Here is a 20,044-nt window from a genome sequence, read left to right as displayed (position 1 = left end):
CGAGGGCGTGGGGTTGCTGCTGCTTGAGCGGCTCTCGGACGCCCGGCGTCACGGGCACCAGGTGTTGGCCGTGATCCGTGGTTCGGCGGTCAACCAGGACGGCGCGTCCAACGGCCTGACCGCGCCCAACGGGCCGGCCCAGGAGCGGGTCATCCGACAGGCCCTGGCCAGCGCCGGGTTGCGGCCCGACGAGGTGGACGCCGTCGAGGCACACGGCACCGGCACCCGGCTCGGCGACCCGATCGAGGCCCAGGCGCTGCTGGCCACCTACGGCCAAGACCGGCCGGCCGACCGGCCGCTGTGGCTCGGCTCGCTGAAGTCCAACATCGGCCACGCGCAGGCCGCCGCGGGCGTCGGCGGCGTCATCAAGATGGTGCAGGCCCTGCACCACGACACCCTGCCGCCGACCCTGCACGTCACCGAGCCCACCCCGCACGTCGACTGGTCGGCCGGCGCCGTCAGCCTGCTCACCGAGCCCACGCCCTGGCCCGACACCGGCCGGCCGCGCCGCGCCGGGGTCTCCTCGTTCGGCATCAGCGGAACCAACTGCCATCTCGTCCTCGAACAGACCCCGGATCCGGAACCCGCCCGCGCCGAGCAGACGGTCGGTCCTGTGCCCTGGACGCTCTCCGCCACCAGCCAGCAGGGGCTCACCGCCCAGGCCCGCCGACTGCTCGACCACCTGCGGGCCAACCCCGGGCTCCCGGACGTCGACGTCGCGCACACGCTTGTCGCGGGCCGCTCCCAGCACCCGCACCGCGCCGCCGTGATCGCCCCCGGCCGGGAAGGACTGCTGGCCGGCCTCGCCGCGCTCTCCCGGGACGAGGAACCCACCGACGCCACCGCCCACCTGGTGCGCGGCACCGTGGGCGAGGGCAAGGTGGTCTTCGTCTTCCCCGGCCAGGGTTCCCAGTGGCCCGGCATGGCCCGGGAGCTCAGCGAGGCGTCACCGATCTTCCGCGACCACCTCGCCGCCTGCTCGGAGGCCCTCGACCCGCTCACCGGCTGGCGGCTGCTCGACGTCCTCACCGGCGCGCCGAACGCCCGCCCGCTCGAGGCCGCCGACGTGGTGCAGCCCGCGCTGTTCGCCGTCATGACCTCGCTGGCCGCGCTCTGGCGCCACCACGGCGTCGAACCGGATGCCGTCGTCGGCCACAGCCAGGGCGAGATCGCCGCCGCCTACACCGCCGGCGCCCTCACGCTGGCCGACGCCGCGCGCGTCGTGGCGCTGCGCAGCCGGGCCCTGCGCGCGCTGCGTGGCAAGGGGGGCATGGCGTCGCTCGCGATGTCGGCCGCGCGCGCCAGGGAACTCGTCGCGCCCTGGCGCGGCCGCCTCGGCGTCGCCGTCGTCAACGGGCCCGGCTCCACCGTGGTGTCGGGCGACGCGGACGCCCTGGACGAACTGCTCGCGGTCTGCGAACGCGACGGCCGGCACGCCAGGCGCGTCCCCGTGGACTACGCGTCGCACGGCCACCACGTCGAGGCGATCCGCGCCGAACTGCGCGACCTGCTCTCCGACATCAGCCCGCGCTCCGGCGACATCGCGCTCTACTCGACGCTCGAGGGACGCCAGGTGGACACCGCCACGCTCGACGCCGAGTACTGGTACCGCAACCTGCGCCACCCGGTGCGCTACGCGGACGTCACCCGCCTGCTGCTCGAACACGGCCACCACCTCTTCGTTGAGGTCAGCCCCCATCCGGTGCTGGTGCACAGCACCCAGGAGACCGTCGAAGAGGCGGGCGCCGGCGCCCAGGTCATTGGGACGCTCAGGCGCGACCAGGGCGGCCCGGTGCGGTTCCTCACCTCGCTCGCCCAAGCCCACGTCGTGGGCGTCTCGCCCGACTGGCCGACGGTCTTCGAGGGGACGAGCCCGGCGCTCGTGCCGCTGCCCACCCACGCCTTCCAGCGCCAGTCGTACTGGCTGACCGGCGACGACGAGGCGACCGACGTCACCGCCGCCGGGCTCGACGGCGCCGACCACCCGCTGCTCGGCGCCGCCGTCCACCTCCCGGACGAGCAGGCCGTGTTCACCGGCCGGCTCGCCCCGACCAGCCACCCCTGGCTCGCGGACCACCGGGTCCTCGAAACGACGTTGCTGCCCGGCACCGCGCTGCTCGACCTCGCGCTGCACGCCGGCCAGGCCACCGGCTTCCCGGTCGTCGAGGAGCTCACGCTGCAGGCCCCCCTGGTGCTCCCCGACGAGCCGGCCGGCGCGGCCCCGCGGGTGCAACTCCACCTCGCGCCGCCCGACGACACCGGCCGCCGCCGCTTCACCGTGCACGCCAGGCTCGCCGCCGACAGCGAACCGGCCGCCGGCGCCGACTGGACCAAACACGCCACCGGCGTCCTCGCCAATGCCGCGCGGGCGGAACCCGACGCCCTGTCCGGCCCCTGGCCGCCGGCCGACGCCCGCCCCGTGGACCTCACCGGCCGCTACGACCTGCTGGGGGAGCGGGGTTACGGCTACGGGCCACGGTTCCGCGGCCTGACCGCCCTGTGGCGGTCCGGGCATGACCTGCTGGCCGAGGTCGAACTCCCCGGCGGCGACGACGGTTTCGCGCTGCACCCGGCCCTGCTCGACGCCGCCCTGCATCCGCTGCTCGTCGCGGACGACTCGGCCTCCGGCCCGCCGCTGCTGCCGTTCGCCTGGCACGGCGTCGAACTGCACGCCACCGGCGCGACCCGGCTCCGGGTCAGGATCAGCCGGCGCCCCGACGGCTCGACCGCCCTGCTGGTCGCCGACCCCAGTGGCCTGCCCGTCCTGTCGGCCGAGGCCCTGCACCTGCGGCCGGCGCCCCAGGGGGTGCCGGCGCCAGGCGCGGCGGCAGTGCGCGACTCCCTGTTCCGGCTCGACTGGGTGCCGGGCGAGCCGGCCGAGGGCCCGGCACCCGACGCCACGTGGGCCGTCCTCGGCGACCCGGCGGGATCCGACGCACTGGCCGACGCCCTGCGCGCGGCCGGCGTCACCGTGCGCCCGCACTCCGATCTCGCCGCGCTCCGCGCTGACCTGGCGGCCGGCGCCCCGGTGCCCGGCCTGGTCGTCGCCCGCCTGCGCCCGCCGCCCGGCGGCGACGAGGCCACCCGGGCCCGGCTCGCGGTCACCGCCGCACTCGCCCTGGTCAAGGAGTGGCTGGCCGCCGACGCCTTCGAGGGGTGCCGGCTGGCCGTCGTCACCGACGGCGCGGTCACCACGCACGGCGGTGAGCCCGCCCCCGACCTGACGGGCGCGGCGGTCTGGGGCCTGCTGCGGTCCGCGCAGTCGGAGCATCCGGGGCGCCTGGTGCTCGCCGACCTCGACGGGCACGCCGCGTCCCTGGGCGCCCTCGCCGCCGCGCTCTCCGGCGACGAGGCGCAGCTCGCGCTGCGGGCCGGCGAGCCGCTGCTGCCCCGCCTGGCACGGCGTGGCCCGGCCGAGGCGCTGCTGCCGCCGGCCGGCGACGACTGGCGGGTCGACATCACCACCCGGGGCACCATGGACGACCTGGCCGTCGTGCCCAACGAGGACGCCCACCGGCCACTGGCCACCGGAGAGGTCCGGGTCGCCGTCCGAGCCGCCGGCGTCAACTTCCACGACCTCGTCGTCATCCTCGGCATGGTCGACGACGAGGGCGGGATCGGCCTCGAAGGCGCCGGAGTCGTCCAGGATGTCGGCCCAGGGGTGACGGGGCTCGCGCCCGGCGATCCCGTGATGGGCCTGTTCACCGGGGCGTTCGGCCCGCTGGCCGTCGCCGACCACCGACTGCTCGCGCCCGTTCCCCAGGGTTGGACGTTCGCTCAGGCCGCGTCCGTGCCCGCGGCGTTCCTCACCGCCTGGTACGGGCTGCGGGAGCTCGGCGGCCTCGCCGCCGGGCAGCGGGTGCTGGTGCACGCCGCGACCGGTGGCGTCGGCATGGCCGCCGTGCAACTGGCCCGCCACTGGGGCGCTGAGATCTTCGGCACCGCGAGCCGTCCCAAGTGGGACACGCTGCGCTCCCTCGGCCTCGACGACGAGCACATCGCCGACTCCCGCACCCTCGGGTTCGCCGAGCGGGTGCTGGCCGCCACCGGTGAGGCCGGCGTCGACGTGGTGCTCAACTCGCTCGCCCGCGAACAGGTGGACGCCGGGCTGCGGCTGCTGCCGCGCGGCGGCCGGTTCATCGAGATGGGCAAGACCGACCTCCGCGACCCCGCGCGGGTCGCCGCCGCCCACCCGGGCGTCGACTACCGCTCGTTCGACGTCTACCAGGACCCGGGTCCCGAACTGATCGGCCGGATGTTGGCCGAGTTGTCCACGCTGTTCGCCGGGGGCGCGCTCACCCCGCTGCCGGTCACCGCGTTCGACGTGCGCCGCGCGGGCGACGCCTACCGCCACCTCGCCCAGGCCCGGCACACGGGCAAGATCGTGCTCACCGTGCCGCGCCGGCCAGACCCGCGGGGCACGGTGCTGATCACCGGCGGCACCGGGCAGCTCGCCGGGCTCGTCGCCCGGCACCTGGTTCGCGAGCACGGCGTCCGGCACCTGCTGCTCGCCAGCCGGCGCGGGCCCGCCGCGGCCGGCGAACTGGTGGCGGAGTTGGAGGCGTTGGGCGCCGAGGTGACGGTCGTCGGCTGCGACGTGGGGGACCGGGCGGCGCTCGCGGACCTGCTGTCGGGCATCCCCGACGCCCGTCCGCTGACCGCCGTCATCCACACGGCCGGCGTCCTCGACGACGGCGTGCTGTCCGCGCTCGACCCACGGCGGGTGGCGGGCGTCTTCCGGCCCAAGGCCGACGCCGCCTGGCACCTGCACGAGCTGACGCGCGACCTGGACCTCGCGGCGTTCGTGCTGTTCTCCTCCGTCGCCGGAACCATCGGCAACCCGGGGCAGGCCAACTACGCGGCGGCCAACACCTTCCTCGACGCCCTGGCCCACCGGCGCAGGAGCGCCGGGCTGCCCGCCGTGTCGCTGGCCTGGGGCCTGTGGGGCACGACGAGCGGCATGACGGGACACCTCGCAGAGGGCGACATCGCCCGGATGGCGCGGAACGGACTCGCCCCGCTCTCCGCCGACCAGGGCGTCGCGCTCTTCGACGCGGGACTCGCCCTCGACCAGGCCGCCGCCGTTCCCGCCAGGCTCGACCGAGCCGCGCTGCGCGGCGCGGGCGCCGCCACGTCACCCGTGCTCCGCGGCCTCGCCGGGGCGCCGGTGCCCCGGCGGGTGGCCGCCTCCGGCGCCCCGGGCGCGGGCGCGGGCGGCGCGTCACTACCCGACCAGCTGGCCGGGCGGACCGGCGCCGACCGGGAGCGGCTGGTGCTGACCGCCGTCCGTGGCCACTGCGCCGCCGTCCTGGGCCGAGCCGACCACACCGCCGTCCCCGCCGGACGGCAGTTCAGGGCGCTCGGCTTCGACTCGCTCACCTCGGTCGAGCTGCGGAACCGGCTCAACGAGGCGACTGGTCTGCGACTGCCCGCCACCGTGGTGTTCGACCACCCGACGCCCGCCGCGCTCGCCGCCTACCTCCTGACCCGGCTGGCCCCGGCGGACGAGCCGCCGCCCCCCGCCGCGGAGCCCGTCACCCCCGGCCCGGACCGGGCCGTGGGCACCACGCCCGCCGACGCCGACGACATCACCCTGGCCGACCGACTCGAGGAGGCGACCCCCGAGGAGCTGTTCGGCTTCATCGACCGCGAACTCGGGTTGTCCGAGGTCTGAGGAGACCACCGACATGGATGAGCGACAGCAGCAGAAGCTTCTCGACTACCTCAAACGCGTCACCAGGGAACTCCACGACACCAGGCGCCGGCTACGCGAGAACCCGCCCGCCGGTCCCGAGCCGATCGCCGTCGTGGCCATGGGCTGCCGGCTGCCCGGCGGGGTGAACACCCCGGAGGACCTGTGGGAGCTGGTCGCCGCCGGACGCGAGGCCATCACCGAACTGCCTACCGACCGTGGCTGGGACCTGGACACCCTGTACGACCCGGATCCCGGGCGCCCCGGCCGCAGCTACGCCCGACACGGCGGTTTCCTCGACGACGTCGCCGGGTTCGACGCCGCGTTCTTCGGCGTCAGCCCGCGCGAGGCGTTGGCCATGGACCCGCAGCAACGGCTGCTGCTCGAGACCGCGTGGGAGGTCGTGGAACGCGCCGGCATCGATCCGACGACCCTGGCCGGCACCCGCACCGGGGTGTTCGCCGGCATCAGCCACGGCCACTACCGCACCTGGCTCGGCCCCGCCGCCACCGAACTCGAAGGCCATGTCCAGACCGGCAGCGCCGGCAGCGTCGCCTCGGGCCGCGTCGCCTACACCCTGGGGCTCGAGGGTCCGGCCGTCTCCGTGGACACCGCCTGCTCGTCCTCGCTGGTGGCGCTGCACCTGGCCTGCCAGTCGCTCCGCTCGGGCGAGAGCACGCTCGCGCTGGCCGGCGGCGTCATGGTGATGCCCACCCCCGAACTCTTCGTCGAGTTCAGCCGGCAACGCGGCCTGTCGGCCGACGGCCGCTGCCGCGCGTTCGGCGCCGACGCCGACGGGTTCGGCCTGGCCGAGGGCGTGGGGTTGCTGCTGCTTGAGCGGCTCTCGGACGCCCGGCGTCACGGGCACCAGGTGTTGGCCGTGATCCGTGGTTCGGCGGTCAACCAGGACGGCGCGTCCAACGGCCTGACCGCGCCCAACGGGCCGGCCCAGGAGCGGGTCATCCGACAGGCCCTGGCCAGCGCCGGGTTGCGGCCCGACGAGGTGGACGCCGTCGAGGCACACGGCACCGGCACCCGGCTCGGCGACCCGATCGAGGCCCAGGCGCTGCTGGCCACCTACGGCCAGGACCGGCCGGCCGACCGGCCGCTGTGGCTCGGCTCGGTCAAGTCCAACATCAACCACACCCAGCCCGCGGCCGGGGTGGCCGGCGTCATCAAGACCGTGTTGGCGATGCGGCACGGGATGCTGCCCCGGACCCTGCACGTGGACGAGGCCTCGCCGCACGTCGACTGGTCGGCCGGCGCCGTCAGCCTGCTCACCGAGCCCACGCCCTGGCCCGACACCGGCCGGCCGCGCCGCGCCGGGGTCTCCTCGTTCGGCATCAGCGGAACCAACGCCCACCTCATCCTTGAGCAGCCCCCCGACGAGGCCGCCAAGCCGTCGCCACCGATCGCTGGCCCGGCCTCCCCGGCCGCCGCCGTGCTGCCCTGGCCGCTCAGCGGCCACGACGAGCCGGCGCTGCGCGCGGTGGCCGACCGGCTGCTGACCAGGGTGCGCCGCACCCCGGCTCCCGACCCGTCGGCGGTGGGCGGCGCGCTGGCCGCCACCCGCGCCGCGCTCCGGCACCGCGCCGTGGTGGTCGGTGACGGGCCCGCCGCCTTCGAGGGCGGCCTCGCCGCGCTCGCCGCCGGTGAGCCGGACGACGTCGTGGTCACCGGCACCGCGGTCGACGACCTCGGCGGGACCGTGTTCGTCTTCCCCGGGCAGGGCTCCCAGTGGCCCGGCATGGCTCGCGAACTGTTCGCGAGCTCACCGGAGTTCGCGGCACGCCTCACCGAGTGCGCCGAGGCGATCCAACCTCACGTGGACTGGCCGGTGCTCGACGTGCTGCGCGGCCGGCCAGGCACGCCGTCCCTCGACCGGGTGGACGTGGTGCAGCCGGCGCTGTTCGCGGTGATGGTGGCCCTGGCCGAGACGTGGCGCGCACACGGGATCCGACCGGATGCCGTCGTCGGCCACAGCCAGGGCGAGATCGCCGCCGCCTGTGTGGCGGGAGCGCTGTCCCTCGGGGACGCCGCCCGGGTCGTCGCGCTCCGCAGTCGCGCCCTCGGCGCGCTGTCGGGGCGGGGCGGCATGGTGGCGGTCGCCCTCGGCCCGCGGGAGGTCGAGGAGCTGCTCGGCACCGGGGCCGGAGACGTGTCGGTCGCGGTCGTCAACGGCCCCAGGTCCGTGGTGGTCTCCGGCGCCCCGCCGGACCTCGACCGACTCCTCGAGGCGTGCGAAACCAGCGGCGTGCGGGCCCGCCGGCTGCCCGTCGACTACGCCTCCCACTCGCCTCAGGTTGCGGCCATCAGGGAGCGGCTGATGGCCGACCTGGCCCCGGTAAGGCCCCGGCCGGCGACCATCCCCGTCTACTCCACCGTCACGGGCGAGGTGCTCGACGGCACCGGACTCGACGCCGCCTACTGGTACGAGAACCTTCGTCGCACCGTCGACTTCCAGGGCGCGGTCCGGCGGCTGCTCGTGGACGGGCACCAGGTCTTCCTCGAGATGAGCCCGCACCCGGTGCTCACCGCGAGCGTGGAGGACGTCGCCGCCGACACGCCGGCGCCGGAGCCGGTGGTGCTGCCCACGCTGCGCCGGGACGACGGCGGGCCCGCCCGGTTGCTCGCCTCCGTCGCCGCCGCCTGGGTGCGGGGCGTCCCCGTGACGTGGCCCGGCCTGCCCGCCGAGCCCCCCGGCCCGCCGCTCGACCTGCCCACCTACCCGTTCCAGCACCGGCGTTACTGGCCAGAGCCGGCGGGACCCGCCGCGCGCGGCGGCGCGGACGCCGGGGCCGAGACCGCGGCCGACTTCTGGCGGACGGTCGCCGATGGAGATCCCGGTGCGCTCGCCGGGCTGGTGGGGATCGACCCCTCGGGCCCTGAAGCCGAGGGGCTGGCCGCCGCGCTGCCCGCGCTCGCCGACTGGCGGCGCCGGCGCGGCGACGAGGCGACCGTGGCCGGGTGGCGCTACCGCGTCGGCTGGCAGCCGGTGGCGCTGCCGACGTCCCCGGCCGTGCCCACCGGCCGGTGGCTGGTGCTGACCGCGCCCGACCACCACCTGGACGTGCCAGGGGCGCTGAGGGAACGCGGCGTCGACGTCCACGAGCTGTCCGTGCCGGCCGGCGCGGGGCGGGACGAACTGGCCGATCTGCTGCGCGCCTCCGCCTTCGACGGGGTGCTTTCGCTGCTCGCCCTCGTCCCCGAGGCCCCCGGAACCATCGCCGAGTCCGGCGCCCCGGTCGCGCTCCGAGTCACGACGGCCCTGGTGCAGGCGTGGGGCGAGGTCGGCTCCACCGCACCGCTGTGGTGCGTGACGCGCGGCGCCGTGGCCGTCGGGGCGGCCGACCCGCCACCGGATCCCACCACCGCGATGGTCTGGGGGCTCGGCCGGGTCGCGGCCCTCGAACACCCCGACCGCTGGGGCGGGCTGATCGACCTGCCGGCCACGCTCGACGAACGCGCCGCGACCCGACTGTGCGCCGCCCTGGCCCAGGACCGGCCCGGCGCAGAGGACCAGCTCGCGCTCCGCTCCGCCGGCCTGTTCGGCCGCCGGCTGCGCCGCGCGCCACGGCCCGCCGACGCTACCGACCAGACCCGGCTCTCCGGCCCGGCGCTGATCACCGGCGGCACCGGCGCGGTCGGCGGCCACGTCGCCCGCCACCTGGCGCGTTCCGGGGTCCGGCGGTTGGTGCTCACCAGTCGCCGGGGCCCGGCGGCACCCGGCGCCGCGCCGCTGGTGGCCGAACTCACCGCGCTGGGCGCCGAGGTCACGGTCGCGGCCTGCGACGTCGCCGACCGCTCGGCGCTCGCCGCCCTGCTCGCGGAGCAGGCCGCCGCCGGCACCCCGATCCGCGCCGTCTTCCACGCCGCAGGCGTCGGCACCACCGTGCCGCTCGCCGAGGTGTCGCGGACCGACCTCGCCGAGGCCGTCGCGGCCAAGGCGGCCGGCGCCGCCCACCTCGACGAACTGCTGGGTGCCGACGCGGAGCTCGAGGCGTTCGCGCTGTTCTCCTCCGGCGCCGCCGTGTGGGGCGGCGGCGCCCAGGGGCCCTACGCCGCGGCCAACGCCTACCTCGACGCGCTCGCCCAGCGGCGCCGCGCCCGCGGCCTGCCGGCCACCTCCGTCGCGTGGGGCCTGTGGGACGAGGGCGGCATGGGTGAGGGCGAGCACCGCGCGACCCTGCGGCGGCGCGGCATGCGCCCGATGAACCCGCGGCTCGCGACGGCCGCGCTCGTCGAAGCGCTCGGCGAGGACCAGCCCGACCTGGTCGTCGCCGACATCGACTGGGAACCGTTCGCCACCGGCTTCACCGCCGCCAGGACCAGCCAGCTGCTCGCGACCCTGCCCGAAGCCCACCCCGCCGAGACCGGCACCGCGCCCGAGGCGGTGGCCGAGGCGACGGGGGGCGGAGCCCCGGCGCTGCGGGCCCGCCTCGGGGACGCCACCGAGGCCGAGCGCAGCACGATCCTGCGCGACCTGGTCCGCGCTCGCGCCGCCCAGGTGCTCGGCCTGCCGGGCCCGGACGGCGTCCCGGCCACCCGCGCGTTCCGCGACCTCGGCTTCGACTCGCTGACGGCCGTCGAACTGCGCAACCGGCTCAACGCCGAAACGGGGCTTCGGTTGCCGACCACGGTCGTCTTCGACCATCCCAACGTCGAGTCGCTGGCCGCGCACCTACGCGTCACGATGCTGGGCGACCCACCCGACGAGCCGACCGAGGGCACCGAGCCGGCCCGGGCGGCGGACGACGACGACCCGGTCGTCGTGATCGGCATGGCCTGCCGGTATCCGGGAGACGTGCACGACCCCGACGACCTGTGGCGGTTGGTGGCCGGCGGCGGCGACGCCATGACCGACTTCCCCGCCGACCGGGACTGGAACCTGGCCGAGCTCTTCGCGTCCGACGGGGACCGCCCCGGCACGAGCCGGGCCCGCGTCGGCGGATTCCTGGGCGACGCGGGCCGCTTCGACGCCGCGTTCTTCGGCATCAGCCCCCGTGAGGCGCTGACCATGGACCCCCAGCAGCGGCTGGTCCTGGAGACGGCCTGGGAGGCCGTCGAACGCGCCGGCATCGCCCCGTCGACCCTGGCCGGCACCCGCACCGCGGTCTTCACCGGGGTGGTCGCCCAGGACTACGACGAGCGGCTCCAGCGCGCCACCGAGGAGTCGGCCGGCTACCGCATCACCAGCACCTCGGGTGCCGTGGTCTCCGGCCGGGTCGCCTATCTCCTCGGCCTTGAGGGCCCCGCCATCACGGTCGACACCGCCTGCTCGTCCTCGCTGGTCGCCCTCCACCTGGCCTGCCGCTCGCTGCGCTCCGGCGAGAGCACGCTCGCGCTGGCCGGCGGCGCCACCGTGATGACCGCGCCCAACGCGTTCGTGGAGTTCAGCCGCCAGGGCGGACTGTCCTCGGACGGCCGCTGCCACTCGTTCGCGGCCTCGGCCGACGGCACCGGCTGGGGCGAGGGGGTCGGCATGCTGCTGCTTGAGCGGCTCTCGGACGCCCGGCGTCACGGGCACCAGGTGTTGGCCGTGATCCGTGGTTCGGCGGTCAACCAGGACGGCGCGTCCAACGGCCTGACCGCGCCAAGCGGCCCGGCCCAGGAGCGGGTCATCCGACAGGCGCTCTCCGACGCCGGGTTGCGGCCCGACGAGGTGGACGCCGTCGAGGCACACGGCACCGCCACCACCCTGGGCGACCCCATCGAGGCCCGCGCGCTGCTCGCCACGTACGGCCAGGACCGGTCGGCCGACCACCCCCTGTGGCTCGGCTCGCTGAAGTCCAACATCGGGCACACTCAGGCGGCGGCCGGCGTCGGGGGCGTCATCAAGATGGTGCAGGCGCTGCGTCACGGGCAGTTGCCGCCCACCCTGCACGTGGACCGGCCCACCCCGCACGTCGACTGGTCGACCGGCGCGGTGCGGCTGCTCACCGAGCCCGTCCCCTGGCCGGACACCGGGGACCGGCCGCGCAGGGGAGCGGTGTCGGCCTTCGGCGTGAGCGGCACCAACGCCCACGTCATCCTCGAGGCGGCGCCGCCCGCCGACGTGCCCGCCGAGCCGGAACCCGCCGCGCCGGAACCCGCCGCGCCGGCGCACGAGCCACCCGCCCTGCTCTTCCCCGTCTCCGGCCGTGGCCGCGCCGCGCTGAGCGCCCAGGCCGCCCGGCTCGCCGACCACCTGACCCGCCACCCCGAGGCGCCGCTGACCGCGGTCGCGCACGCCCTCGCCGGCAGCCGCACCCACTTCGACCACCGCGCCGTCGTCGTCGCCCGTGACCGGCGGTCCCTGCTCTCCGGGCTCGGAGCCGTCGCCGAAGGACGGCCGGCCGGGCACGTGGCCACCGGAGTCGCCGCACCGGAGCCCAAGGTGGCCCTGATGTTCACCGGCCAGGGCAGCCAGCGGCCCGGCATGGGGCGCGAACTCCACGCGGCCGTCCCCGCGTTCGCCGACGCGCTGGACGAGGTCTGCGCCCACTTCGAACCGCACCTGGACCGCCCGCTGCTCGACCTGCTCCTGGGGCCCGCCGACGAGGAGCACCAACGGGTGCTCGACCGCACGGAGTTCGCGCAGCCCGCGCTGTTCGCGCTGGCCGTGGCCCTGCACCGGACACTGGCGGGTCATGGACTGCGCGCGCACTACCTGCTCGGCCACTCGGTCGGTGAGTTGGCCGCCGTCCACCTGGCCGGGGCCCTCCCACTCCCCGACGCCGCCCGGCTGGTCGCCGCTCGCGGCCGGCTGATGGGACGCATGCCCACCGGCGGGGCGATGATCGCCGTGGAGGCCACCGAGGAGGAGGTCGCTCCCGAACTCGCCGGCCGAGGCGAGCTGGTGGGGCTCGCCGCCGTCAACGGCCCCCGCGCCGTGGTCCTCTCGGGCGAGGCCGAGGCCGTCGCCGAGGTGGCCGGTCGCTGGGCGGCGCGCGGCCGGCGCACCAAACTCCTCCGGGTCAGCCACGCCTTCCACTCGGCCCACATGGACGGCATGCTCGAACCGTTCCGGCGGATCGCCGACGAGTTGGACTGGCGTGCGCCCCACACCCCGGTGATCTCCAACGTCACCGGGCGGCCGCTCGACGCGGCCGAACTGGCCTCCCCCGAGTACTGGGCGCGCCAGGTACGCCGGCCCGTCCGCTTCGCCGACGGCGTCCGCTGGCTCGCCGCGCAGTCCGTCACGACCTATGTGGAGCTCGGCCCCGACGGGGTGCTGACGGCGATGGCCCGCGACTGCCTGGCCGGCGCGGAGTCCCCCGCGCCCCCGAAGGAGCCGGCCGGCGACGCGCCGGAGCCGGTCCTGGTGCCCGTACTGCGCGGCCCCCGGCCCGAGCCGCCGGCCCTGCTCGCCGCGCTGGCCAGGGTGCACGCCTCCGGCGTGCCGCTCGACTGGCCGGCCGTGCTCGGCACCGCCCCGCCGGCGCCACCCGTCCCGCTGCCCACCTACGCCTTCCAGCGGCGCCGCCACTGGCTGACCCGGCGAACCGAACCCGTCTCGGGCGATCACCGCGCGCTACGTCACCCGGTGCTCACCAGCCTCACCCCGCTGGCCGAGGACGGTTGGCTGTTCACCGGCCGGCTGGCGTTGCCCAGCCACCCCTGGCTCGCGGACCACGCGGTTGACGGCACGGTCGTGGTGCCCGGCATCGCCCTGCTCGAACTCGCGCTGCACGCCTCCCGCACCCTGGGCGGCGGCGACGTCGAGGAGCTGACGTTCCAGCAGCCGATCGTGCTGGGCGACGACGGCACCCTCCACCTCCAGGTGCGGATCGGGGCCGAGGACGCGTCCGGCCGCCGGCCCGTCACCGTCCACTCCCGCCACTCCCGCCCGGACGGCGCGCCCGCCGGCCAGGAGTGGACCCGCAACGCCACCGGAGTGCTGCGCGCCGAGGCGTCCCCACCGGCCCACGCGCCCCACGAACTGACGGTCTGGCCGCCACTGGGCGCCGAGCCGGTGGACGTCGACCGCGTCTACGAGCGACTGCTCGGCCGGGGCTACACCTTCGGCCCCGCCTTCCGGGCCATGCGCGCCGCCTGGCGGCGCGGCGAGGAGTGGTTCACCGAGATCCGGTTGCCGGAACGGCACGGTCCCGAAGCGGTCCACTACGCCATCCACCCGGCGATGCTCGACTCCGCTGGGCACATCCGTCTGGAGGCCTTCGGCGACCCCGCCGATCCCGCCGACCCGGCCGACGCCGAGGCGGGCCGGGTGCCGATCCTGTTCGCGGCGGCCGACGTGCGGCTGTTCGCGCCCGGCGCGTCGACGCTGCGCTGCCGGGTGACCAGCACGGACGGCGGGGTTCGGCTCGACCTGGCGGACGGCGCGGGACGCCCGGTGGCGACGGTCGGCACCCTGGCCCTGCGCGCCATCGACCCGGCCAGGCTGCGGCCCGTGGACGCGACGGGCGAGCACCTGCACGCCCTCGCCTGGCGGCCGGCCGCTGACCCGCCGGCCGCCGAACGCCCCGTCCACTGGGCGACCGTAGGCGCCTGCGCGCCGCTCGCGGCGACCGGCGTGCCGGCCACGACCTACCAGGACCTGGCCGCGCTGCGGGCGGAGCTCGACGCCGGCCGGCCGGCGCCCGAGACCGTGCTCCTGCCGCTGCCCACCTCGCCGCCGGGCGCCGACCCCGCGTCGGCCGCCCACGAGGTCACCGGCGGGCTGCTCGCCACGGTCAGGGAGTGGCTCGCCGATGACCGGCTCGTGGCGACGAGGCTGGCCGTCGTCACCCGTGGCGCGGTCTGCGTCCGCCCGGGCGAGGACGTGCCGGAGCTGCCGCACGCCGCGGCCCTCGGACTGCTGCGCGCGGCGCAGCGCGAGCATTCGGGGCGCCTCGTACTGGCCGACCTGGACGACGCCGCCGACAGCTGGCGGGCGCTGCCGGCCGTCGTGGTCGGCGACGAACCCGAGGTGGCCGTCCGGGACGGCCGCCGGTACACCCCCCGCCTGGTCCCGGCGGTCTCGCCCGCCGACCCGCCACCCCTGGACGCGGCCGGCACCGTGCTGGTCACCGGCGCCACCGGCGCCCTCGGCCGCGCCGTCGCCCGGCACCTGGTGAGCCGGCACGGGGTGCGCCACCTGCTGTTGCTGAGCCGGCGGGGCGCCCAGGCCCCGGGCGCCGAACGGCTGCGGGCCGAACTGGTCGAGCTCGGCGCCGCCGTCACGCTGGCCGCGTGCGACGCGGCCGACCGTGGCCGGTTGGCCGAGGTCATCGCGGCCGTGGACCCGGAACACCCGCTGACCGCCGTGGTGCACGCCGCCGGCACCCTCGCCGACGGCGTGGTCTCCGATCTCACCCCCGACCGGCTCGCCGAGGTGCTGCGGCCCAAGGTGGACGCCGCCTGGCACCTGCACGAGCTCACCCGGGACCTGAAGCTCGCCGACTTCGTGATGTTCTCGTCGGCGGCCGCCACCCTCGGCAACGCGGGCCAGGCCAACTACTGCGCGGCCAACGCGTTCCTCGACGCCCTGGCCCAGCACCGGCGGGCCGCCGGACTCGCCGCCCGTTCCCTGGCCTGGGGCCCGTGGCGCGACGGCATGGCCGGCCGGCTCGGCGCGGACGAACTGCGCCGGATGCGCCGCGTCGGCGTCACCCCCCTCACGGCGGAACAGGGCCTCGTCCTCTACGACACGGCCCGCGAACGCGAGCAGGCCGTCCTCGTGCCCCTGCGGCTCGACCCGGCCGCGTTGCGGGACGCGCCGTCCGAGGCGGTGCCCCCGGTGCTGCGCGCCCTCGTTCCCGGCGGGCCGACCCGGCAGGCCGCCGGGCGACCGGCCGTCCGGCGCGACACCCCGGGGGACGCGTCCGGCCTGCCGGACCGGCTCGCCGGTCTCTCCGCCCAGGACCGCGAGGCACTTGTACTCGGCCTGGTCAGGGAGCACACCGCCGCCGTGCTCGGCCACGACTCGGCCGAGGACATCGAGCCGCGGGCGCCGTTCCTCGAACTGGGCATCACGTCCCTCACCGCCGTGGAACTGCGCAACCAGCTGAACGTCGCCACCGGCCTGCGGCTGCCGTCGACCCTCGTCTTCGAGTGCCCCACACCGGCCGCCCTGGCCCGTCGTCTCACCGATCACCTGACCGAAGGACTCGCGCACTCCGGACCAACCGTGCCGGGCGACGCGCCGCTACTCCAGTTGGAGCCGCTGTCATGACCAGTGCCCATTCCAGCCCGCGCCTCGGCGCGTTCAGGACCCTGCTACGGCACACCGACCCGGTGGTGACCGAGCACCGGCTGCGTGGCGTCCGCGCGCTGCCCGCGGTCAGCTGCGTCGACCTGCTGCTGCGCGCCGCGGCGGCCAGCGGGCACGACGTGGACCACGTCGAACTCCGCGACATCACCTTCCCCGCGCGGCTCACGCTGCCCGAGGACCGCGACCACCAGCTGGTGTTCCGTGCCGAGACCCACGGCGCGACCACCCACTGTCGCGTCACCTGCCGGCCAGCCGACGACGATGACGCCGCCGAACTCACCCTGATGGAATGTGAGTTCGCGTTGGCCGAGGACGCCGGGCCGGCGGCGACGCTCGACCCCGAGGCGGTGCGCGCGGCGCTCGCCGCCGGTACGGGCGGCACGCTCGACGACACCTACGCCGCGCTGCGCCGAGCCGGTGTGGAGCACCACGGCATGCTCCGCGCCGAGGGCACCGTGGGCCGGCTCGACGGCCGGCTCGTCGCGGAGCTCTCCCTCGGCCCGGCGGCCGCCGCCCGCCGCGACGGTTTCCTGCTGCATCCCGCCCTGCTCGACGCCGCCCTGGCGCTGACCGTGTCCTCGCCCGTCGCCGGCATCCGCCGACTGCGTGCCAGGGGCGGGCCGCCGGAGCCCGGCCCGCTCACGCTCTACGCCGTGACCGAGCCCGACGCGGCGGAACCGGTCGTGCGCCTGCACACCGCGGACGGCCGACTCACCGCGGAACTGCGCGGCGTCACCGCCGCGCCCGCCGCGCCCGCCCCGGCCGGGCCGCGGGCGACCGGTGGCGGCCTGGAACTCGCCGTCGTCGGCATGGCGGGCCGCTATCCGGGCGCCGAGGACCTGGACGCCTTCTGGCGCAACCTGACGGCCGGCCACGACGCCATCACCGAGATCCCCGCCGACCGCTGGCGGCCGGGCGACTATCCCACGGCGGGAGCCAACCGCTTCGGCGGCTTCCTCACCGACGTGGACAAGTTCGACCCGCTGTTCTTCCGCATCCCGCCGAGCACCGCCGCCGCCATGGACCCGCAGGAGCGGCTGTTCCTCGAAACGGCCTACGGGGCCGTGGAACACGCCGGATACCGGCCGGAGGACTTCGCCGCCCCACACGACCGGGTCGGCGTCTTCGTCGGCGCGACCTGGCTCGACTACCGCCTGTACGGCGCGGAGTCCACCCGCGCCGGCCGGCCGGTCAGCGTCACCTCGGGCCTCTCGTCCTTCGCCAACCGCGTCTCCTACTACTTCGGCTTCTCAGGACCGAGCATGGCCGTGGACACCGCCTGCTCCTCGTCCCTCACCGCGTTGCACCTCGCCTGCCGCGCGATCGCCGACGGCGAGTGCGACGCGGCCCTCGTGGGCGGCGTCAACCTGATGCTGCACCCCGACAAGTACCTGCTGCTCGGCCAACTCGGCCTGACCTCGTCGGACGGCAGGTGTCGCTCCTTCGGCGCCGGCGGCGACGGCTACGCGCCGGGCGAGGGGGTCGGCGCGATCCTGCTCAAGCCGTTGGCCAGGGCGCTCGCCGACCGCGACACCATCCACGGCGTCGTCCGCGGCACCGCCGTCAACCACGGGGGGACGGCCGCCGGTTACATCGTGCCCAACCCCGCCGCGCAGGCCGACGTGGTGCGGCGCGCCCTGGCCGCCGCCGACACCGCGCCCGCCGAATACGGTTACGTCGAGGCGCACGGCACCGGCACCGCGCTCGGCGACCCCATCGAGGTGACCGGCCTCAGCGAGGCCCTTGCCGGCCGGACGGAACCCTGCGCGCTCGGATCGGTCAAGTCCAACATCGGCCACCTGGAGGCCGCGGCAGGCATCGCCGCCGTCACCAAGACCCTCCTCCAGCTCCGCCACGGTCACCTCGTGCCGTCCCTGCACTCGGCCCGGCCCAACCCGGAGATCGACTTCGCGGGGGCCGGATTCCAGGTGCCGCAGCGCCTCACCTCCTGGACACGCCGCCGGGACGAGCGCGGCGAGCTGCCGCGGGTGGCCGGCGTCAGCTCCTTCGGGGCCGGTGGGGCGAACGCCCACGCCGTGCTCGCCGAGTACCGCCAGGAGCCGCTGCCCGAGGAGCCGGGCGAGGCCGAGCTGCTGGTCCTCTCCGCCCGTACCCCGGAGCGGCTGCGCCTCCACGCCGAACGCCTGGCCCGTCACCTGCGCCGGTCCGACCTGCCGCGCTTCACGGACATCGCCCGCACCCTGCAGACGGGGCGGCCCGCCCTCACCTGCCGGCTGGCCCTGGTCGCCACCGGCGCGGCGGAGGCCGCCGACCTGCTGGACCGTCACCTCGCGGGCGACCCAGCGCCTTCCGCGGCCGAAGGCGAAGCCGCCCGCGCCGAGGAGGCGGACGGGAACCAGGTCGCCCTCGCCGAGCGCTACCGAGCCGGGGACCTGGCCGCCGTCGGCGAGGCGTGGGTGGCCGGCGCGGACGTCGACTGGGCCGCGCTCAACGGCGGCCCGGCCCGTCGTGCCCCGCTGCCGGGCTACCCCTTCGAACGTCGCCGCTTCTGGCTCGACCCGCCAGCCGGGCAGGCCGCGCCCACCGACCCCGTGACTACCGACGCCGCGCCCCGGGAGGCGATCGCCATGTCCGCCACCGAGCCGCCCTTGGGCGAGCCGGACACCACCAGCTACCTGCGCCGGACACGCGCCGCCTTCGAACGCGGCCTCGAGCCCGTCCACGAGGAACTGGAGACCGCCTACGACGCGCTCGGCCGCTACGGGGCGGCCGCCGTCTGGCGGCGCTTCACGGAGCTCGGCTTCCCCGAGGCGGGCGGCACCGTGGCCGACCTGCGGCGCGCGCTGGGCGTCGTCGAGGCCCAGCACCGGTTTTTCGACGCTTGCCTGCACGTCCTGGAGCGGCACGGCCTGGTCCGCTACGAGGGCGCGGACGTGGTACGGCCCACCGGCCGGGCCCCGGATCCCGAGCCGCTACGGGCCGCCCTGCTGGCCGAACGGCCCGACACCCGGCCGTTCGTCCGCCTGGTGGACGTCTGCCTGGCGGCCTACCCGGAGGTGCTGAGCGGTCGCCGGGCCGCCACCGAGGTCCTCTTCGCCGGGTCGAGCATGGACCTGATGGCCGGGATCTACCGCGGCAACCGGGTGTACGACCACTTCAGTTCCCTGGTCGCCCGGTTCGTCGCCGACGCCGCCGAGGTGGGGGCGCTGGCCGGTCGCCGCCCGGTGCGCGTCCTGGAGGTCGGCGCCGGCACCGGCGGCACCTCGCACGCCGCGCTGGCGGCGCTCGCGGCGCTCGGGATCGACGTCGAGTACCACTACACGGACATCGGTGGCAGCTTCGTCGCCCACGGCCGGCGTACGTTCGGTGCCGACTACCCGTTCGCCCGGTTCCGAGTCCTCGACATGGAGCGGGAACCGGAGTCCCAGGGCTTCCGACCCGGCGAGTTCGACGTGGTGTTCGCGGTCGGGGCGCTGCACGCGGTCTCCGACATCGACGCGGCGGTGCGGCGCGTCGCCCGACTGCTCGTCCCGTCAGGACTGCTGGTGCTCGGCGAGGCCGTGGAGAACCACGACGTGATGGCCGTGACCATCGGCCTCCTCGACGGCTGGCACCACTACCGGGACCCGGAACGACGCCTGCCGGACTCCCCCCTGCTGTCCGTCGACGGATGGCGGGCCTGCGTGGCGCGGAACGGGTTCACCGGCTTCACCGCCTACGGGCCCGGGCTGACCGGCGACGCGCACACCAGCCACCGGGTGCTGGTGGCCGCCGGGCCGCCCGGGGTCGAGGCCGCCGAGGGGCGTGGGCCGGCGCTCGCCGCAGCGACCGACGAGGAGACGGACGAGGCGACCGAGGAGGCGTCGGCCTGCTCGCCGGCCGACGCGGAGGCGATCGAGGCGGCCATCGCCGAGATCGTCGCGGAGGGGCTCGGAGTCACCACGGCGGAGGTGGCGCCCGAGGCGTCCTTCGCCGAGTACGGGGTGGACTCCATCCTCGCCGTGAAGCTGGTGGAGCGGATCAACGCCCGGCTCGGCGTCGACATCAAGCCGACCGTCGTCTTCGACCACCCCTCGGTGCGCGCTCTCGCGCGCTTCGCCCACGCCGAGGGCGCGGTCCTGCCCGCGGCGGCGACCGGGCCCGGTCCTGAAACCCCGGTCGAGACACCGCGGGAACCCGAGCCGACCCCCGTCGCC

At 76.4% G+C, this 20,044-nt stretch carries 3 protein-coding genes; all 3 read left to right on the top strand.

Annotated features, from left to right (window positions below; genetic code table 11):
- The first annotated feature begins 13 nt into the window (after nt 1-13).
- Nucleotides 14-5,674, top strand: a complete 5,661-nt coding sequence (locus E1265_RS39120; RefSeq protein WP_243740852.1) for a type I polyketide synthase — start codon at nt 14-16, stop codon at nt 5,672-5,674.
- Nucleotides 5,675-5,687: 13 nt separating this feature from the next.
- On the top strand, nt 5,688-15,848 hold the full coding sequence (locus E1265_RS39110) for a type I polyketide synthase (RefSeq protein WP_132931110.1): 10,161 nt from the start codon (nt 5,688-5,690) through the stop codon (nt 15,846-15,848).
- Nucleotides 15,845-20,044 (top strand): beta-ketoacyl synthase N-terminal-like domain-containing protein (locus E1265_RS16715; protein WP_132931109.1); only part of this gene is annotated, 4,200 nt, incomplete at its 3' end. The genes E1265_RS39110 and E1265_RS16715, both read left to right, overlap by 4 nt.

The organism is Streptomyces sp. 8K308, from assembly GCF_004348315.1.
GTDB lineage: Bacteria > Actinomycetota > Actinomycetes > Streptomycetales > Streptomycetaceae > Streptomyces.
Note: the sequence above shows the minus strand (reverse complement) of the source record. Positions and strands in the feature narration are given on the sequence as shown.

Bases quoted from the DNA above. Each gene is read 5' to 3' on its own strand.
- E1265_RS39110 (WP_132931110.1), top strand. From the start codon at position 5,688: ATGGATGAGCGACAGCAGCAGAAGCTTCTCGACTACCTCAAACGCGTC.